Source organism: Waddliaceae bacterium (assembly GCA_018694295.1).
Lineage (GTDB): Bacteria > Chlamydiota > Chlamydiia > Chlamydiales > JABHNK01 > JABHNK01.
On record JABHNK010000025.1, the window covers coordinates 46940 to 52939 of the forward strand.

Consider the following 6000-nt stretch of genomic DNA (forward strand, 5'->3'; position numbering starts at 1 on the left):
ATAAATAACGGATAGAAGAATTCCGAAATAGAACTTTCTACCACAGAGGCACAGAGAACACAGAGAAAGAAAACAATCTGGCTGGGGGAGCCTCCCCCAGACCCCCAAAGTTCCAAAAGAAAATTCTCGGGGTTCTAGGGGTGAAACCCCTAGCCCATCCGCATTTCTCTCTGTGTTCTCTGTGTCTCTGTGGTAAAAAATCCTATTCCTACTCCGAATACCGAACTTTTTAGGGCGCTTCACCTTCGTAAGTCCTATCCTTTGTTACTCATACTTAAACCATGCTATAATTTCTATAAATGATACATCCTACAACAACAGAAGTCAACTACTCAACGCAACTTCGCTGCGTAGTTCGGAGTTTTTAGTTCAGAGTTCAGAGTTCAGAGTAAGACGTCACTGGTCACTGGTCACTGCCTCTATGATCTTCCATTCTTCGAGGCCTTCGCGCCATACGTATGACGACAATGTAAGCTTTCCGGCGTTAAGTTTTTCTTTTATCACATACCATCCTACGGGGCCATGCTGGTTGTTGTCGCATAGATAATACCACTGATGCTGAATAAAAGGGCTGTCGTAGAAACTGCTCTTTTCTTCGGGCTTATCAGCAGCAACGGCAGGCTTTTTCGTCGGAAAGAAAAGATATAGCACTAACATTGTCGGCAGAAATCCAATAAATATGCTTACGAAAAACCATGTCTTACCATTATATCCTCGTTTTTCGGCAATGCGTGCAACCACGCCAGCAAGAAGCCACCATACCACGAGTATTAGCATCCATTGTATTGAAGTTATATCGTCAAACATCGCACCTGTCCCTCATATTTATGTCGTATTATAAAGATTATACACGATACCATCATTTTTGGGTTTGAATAAATGTATCTTTAGAGTAAAATTTTAGGTAGTGCGAAAGAGGTAATGCTCGGTCCGTGCGAAGTGCGGGAAATTCATATGCGAGCAAAGCGACAAAATCAATAGTTTTACACTATTGATGAGGAGCTTCGCGAAGCAGATGCTTTCCCCCACAAGCAAGGATAAGCATTACATCTTGAGGACTACCGCCAAGGATAACAGTATAATAGCCTAGGAGCATACTATGACAGAAGCAACAAAAGCCCCAGAAATCAAAGACGTCATTGACACTAAGGAACTTGACTTCCCAGATACCGTCTTCGTCAGAGACATCGAGAACCGCGTCTTCCAGACTATCGTTCTTCAATGTCTTGCTAAAATCGAAGGTATCAGCCTCCTTGAAGGTAATATCATTGACAGCTTCTTAGGACGCGACCGTGTCGAAGGCATCAAAGGCATATACGCCGAGCAGGACAACAAAAACCGCTCCGTCAATGTCAAAGTCGAGGTAAATCTTAGCTACGGCATCCCTATCCCAGAGAAAGCTAACGAAATACAGACGCGTGTCGCCGAAGAGATAACGAAGTTCACCGGCCTCCACGTAGCATGTGTACACGTAGTCTTCAAAAACGTCATCCTTCCAAAACCACAAGGTTCGCAGTATGACGACGATGAAGAAGGCTCTTCGATGATCCTCGAAAATGACATCGACGACGAATACACCGAAGAATTTTAAAAAAAGATAAAAAGAAGATAAGTAGCATGCGAGCCAGTAAGCTCTTCTTCTCTGCGATAATGATACTCTTCGCCACAGTTTTGCTGGCGGCGGGCGTTGCTACTATCATGCTTCCATCAATAACGCCGCTGCGCGACGCCATAATCACCGCCATAGAACAAGGCTCGCCTCCAGTATATTATACTGGGCTATCACTGATCGCCCTTGCAATAACGATCTTCGTAATAATGCTCTTCACCGAACGTAAACTCACAATACGTACCGTTATGGGTGACGACACCGTCGCCGTCGAAAATTCCGTAATATCCGGCTACATAGAAGACTATTGGAACAACACCTTCCCCGAATACTCCATCACCACAGAAGTCATCATAAACCGTAAAGGCATCGAGATAATCGCTACCTTCAAAACACAGCCCACCGAAGACGAAGAAGAACTCCTCGCCACAATAGAACAAGGCCTAACCAAAATCCTCGGCGATAACTTCGGATACACAAAACCCTTTATCTTCACTATCCGCTTTCTTGGAGAGGGACCCTGCCCTCTCCAAACCTCTCCCGCAAGAAGGCCGTAGGCCCTCTTGACTCCCCAATGAGTAGAAATATGATGCTCCATGAAAAGCGGTCACAGCTTTTTGCTACGCAAAAAACCGCACCCGCTCTTCATCGTCATCTCAGCAGTGCCGCAAAGCGTCACCACTGAAATATGTAACTGATGTTACCTGCTAATCTTGCTTTAGTTGTGTAGCGAAAGGGGGCAGATGCAAGCACTTCCGACGAACCAAGCCCCGAAGGGCTGGGTGAGGAGGAATACGTAGCAGTCTATTCCTTGCAGCACGTAGATAAAGTGAGAGTAGCGCTTAAGGTCAGTAAAACCGCTTCATCACCAAAACCAATGACAACGAAAAATAATTTTCACTATGCTTTTTCTTGTCATCTTACTCCTTTATTGCTATACCTAGATTGATATCAAAGAAAAATTATTAAAAGGAGCGCCAATATGGACGCAGCAAGAACACCAAGGCCAGGAAATATTCAGCCATCAGAAACACTCACAAGGTCAGAGAAACCCTACAAACACGATATCGGCTATATAACGCTTGAAGACAAAGATGGCAAGACTATAGGAAGGCTGAAGGTCGACTTTTTCCAAGCAGGAGAAGGGGTTAAGATCTCAGACAAAGATATAAAAAAATGGCAAAAAGTCGCCGAAAAGATGAAAAAAATGCTTGAAAAAAGGGGGGTCATCGACAAAAAAACAGGAAAATTCCGTGGAACAGAGGCCCGCATATCATCTTTTGGCGTCGAACATCTACATAATAAAAAATGGAACACGTTTAAACACTCTGAGAAAAGATTGTTTGCCATCAATTCAGACGGCAATTCCACCATCCTGGGGGGAAAATGGTTCCAAAGAAGAGGAATAGAAAAAACAATCTTTGACAACATTGGCCTCAAAAGGAGCTATAAGAATTTTATTGGTTCAACAGGCGAAAACAAAGAATATGACGGAACTGTGGCTAGGACGACTTATGAACCAGCGCAAACGCCAATAGCAGCGGCTGATAGTGAAGATAAGGATGAAAAGAAGGCTGTGTCTGAGGCTGAGGCTGCTGAAAAAAAGGCCGCTGAAAAAGCTGCACAACAAGCTAAACTTCAACAAGAACTAGAAGAAAAAGAAAAAGAACTAAAAAAGCTAACAGGGCAACGTGAAAAAACAAGAGCTTCAGGAAAAGTCTTTAGTGAATTTACCCCTAAACTTGACTATAAGATTAGTAGGCTAGAAAAAGAAATAGAAAAGTTAGAAGATCGGAAAACAGTTGTTAGGCCTAAGCCTGAAGCTGAGCCTCCTGCGCCTGATACTGCTGCTGATACTGGATCTGCATCTGGGGATAAGGATGAAGCCAAAGCTGAGGCTGTAGCCACGCCTGTAGCCCCTGAAGGCGATACTGCTGCTCCTGCTCCTGAAACTCCTGCCGATACTGCTGCTGCTGCTGCTGCCGCTGAGGCTGAATCTGGGGGTAAGGATGCGCCTGATACTGCTGCTGAGTCCAAGCTTGAGAGCGAGCCTACAGCTACACCTGGGACCCCTGTATCTACGCCTGGGATTGACGCTACGCATGAGCCTTCTAATACTGGAGGTGAACGTGCCGACGAACAACATACCACTGTGGACGCCGAAACAGAAGCTCCGCGTATACCCATAGCAGTGACTACTGGCGTACCAACATCGACAACAGGTAAACCCGGGGAAGTAAAAGACACCAAAAAGAAAGATGAACCCAAAATAGATGTTAAACAAAAACCACTGACAGAAGAACAAAAACAGCTGTTGGAAAGCGTCAAAGAAAAACAAGAAGTATTAAAAAAAGCATTAGGACAATTAGAGAAACTGGATCTTTCTGAAGAGCCGGGTTCTTATTATAAAGACGTCGAACGAGACCTCCAAAATCTACAAATTCTACTGGGCAAAACAAGTAAAGATTTAGAAAAATCAAAAACACCAAAACGAACTGAATACTTAGAAAAACAATATAGAAAACTCACAAAACGAATAGCGGCAGCGCAAAAACGACTACCAAATCCCCCTTCTGTTGCAAAACCCATTACTAAGAAACCTGTTTCTGAGCCCACAGCTGACAAAGGTCTATCACCAACGTCAAAAGAAAAACAAAAAGCTAAGCCTGAAAAGACTGCAGAGAAGCCTCAAAAGCAAAAAGTAACTAGAACCCAAAGAAGACTAAGAGCAGAAAAAGAACAAAAAGCACGCGCTGCTGAAGCTGCGGCTTTGGCGGCAGACGCATCATCTAAGCCTACAGCAGACAAAGTTACGCCTCCAGCCACACCTGCTCCTGCTCCTGCAACTGATGCTCCTACGACTAAAGAATCCGCTGAAAAGCAACCTGAAGGCACGCCGCCATCTGAGGCTGAATCTCCTGTGTCTGAGGATTCTGCAGCCACACCTGCGGCACCTCCTGCCAAAGAAAAAAAGGATGCCGGCGTCATACCTGAAGATGACAGTGAAGCTGTGGAAGGCTTTCAAAAAGGTACAAAAGGCGCCGAGGACGCAAAGAAATCGGTTGAAAATGCTAGTAGAACGACCGAGGAACAGCCTGTTGTTGATTTAAGTGAAACTGAAGGCGCTGAGCCTGAAGCGGACGCTGAAGTGGGCACGCTGACTAATAACAAATTAAGTAGCAGTGCTGAGCCTCTAAAAGAACCCAAAGATGCCTCACGGGAAGGGTTAGAAATAAAAAAAACGGCTCCAGAAGTAGACGCAGCTTCACATCCTGATCTAGGACATATCAAAGCTGCGAGTGACGCAGTGTCCGCTGCTGAAACCAAAGAAATAACGCCGACGACACCACTTAGGAAAAAATTGGAACCTGAAGGCGTTTCATCAACAGAAACATATCCTAGCACCCTAAATAGACTAAAAGAAAGCGCACAAGAACTCCTAGATAGTGCCGATGAAGAGCTAACAATATATTTGCCCGATTACCATGATGATCGTCCCGAGCGTGGCATTCCACCTGAAAAAACTATACAGAGGCGAAAAAAGAAAGCCCTCTCATTAGTGATGGATACATTAGAATCATTAATTGAACAAGCAGGATCTCATAAAAAAGGAGAACAAATCTCAGATGTCGACATCGGCCCAGAAAATAAAACAGATAGAACGAAATTTGATTCTGCTAAAGGCCTAATAGAAAAATTAAAGGGACTTGAAAAAAATAAAAAGGAAATTAAAGAAAAAGAACAAGAAATTAGCGACTTTAAAGAAAAAAGACAATATCTTTCCCCTCGACAGATAGATCCTTTGCAATTGCATAAATCTTTTAACCCACCCGAAAAACAAGAATTATCATCATTAAAATTTAATCTCTCCGATTTAAAATGTGATTTTGAGGGTGCCTTGAAAGGCGTAGTATACGCTTTAAAAACAGAAACAGATAAAATATCACCGCCTAGTATTTTTAATATAGGTATTGAGCTGGATGACGAAAAAGCTGCGGAGAAAGATGATAGGAAAAGATTAGGCGCGGCCAGCAAAGAAGCCTTAAAAGCCAAGGAATTTAAAAAAACAGAGGTTGCTGCGGAAAAATTAGAAAGACAAAAGATTATAGACTCAAAAGACACAGATCTTATCGCTATTGTTGATGCAAAAATCGCAGTAATAAAAGAAAAAGATCCTAGCCTATTAACAGACTTAGAGAAACAGTTGCTATCCGTGAAAGAAGTAGATGGAAAAGCAAGAAAAGCCGCAACTACTTCTGAAAAGTTGTCCGACAAAGAAATAGAAGTCTTTGCAAAAATCATCGACACTTCTGTTAAGCTCTATAAAAAAATCCTTGGAATCATAGACCTTATAAAAATCGATGAGGGAGGAAAACAAAGCATTTTATCTC

General features: G+C 43.2%; 4 protein-coding genes. 3 read left to right on the forward strand and 1 reads right to left on the reverse strand.

Annotation, left to right across the window (positions count from 1 at the left end; all coding sequences use genetic code 11):
- Positions 1–396: 396 nt before the first annotated feature.
- Positions 397–807, reverse strand: coding sequence for a DUF4339 domain-containing protein (locus tag HN980_03120; GenBank protein MBT6928471.1), 411 nt, complete (start codon positions 805–807; stop codon positions 397–399).
- 292 nt (positions 808–1099) lie between these two features.
- On the opposite strand from HN980_03120, the gene HN980_03125 reads away from it, so the two are divergent.
- The 3 genes from HN980_03125 to HN980_03135 form a co-directional block, all read left to right on the forward strand.
- On the forward strand, positions 1100–1591 hold the full coding sequence (locus HN980_03125) for an Asp23/Gls24 family envelope stress response protein (GenBank protein MBT6928472.1): 492 nt from the start codon (positions 1100–1102) through the stop codon (positions 1589–1591).
- A gap of 26 nt (positions 1592–1617) precedes the next feature.
- Positions 1618–2166, forward strand: a complete 549-nt coding sequence (locus HN980_03130) for a hypothetical protein (GenBank protein ID MBT6928473.1) — start codon at positions 1618–1620, stop codon at positions 2164–2166.
- 425 nt (positions 2167–2591) lie between these two features.
- A partial coding sequence (locus tag HN980_03135) for a hypothetical protein (protein MBT6928474.1) occupies positions 2592–6000 on the forward strand: 3409 nt, incomplete at its 3' end.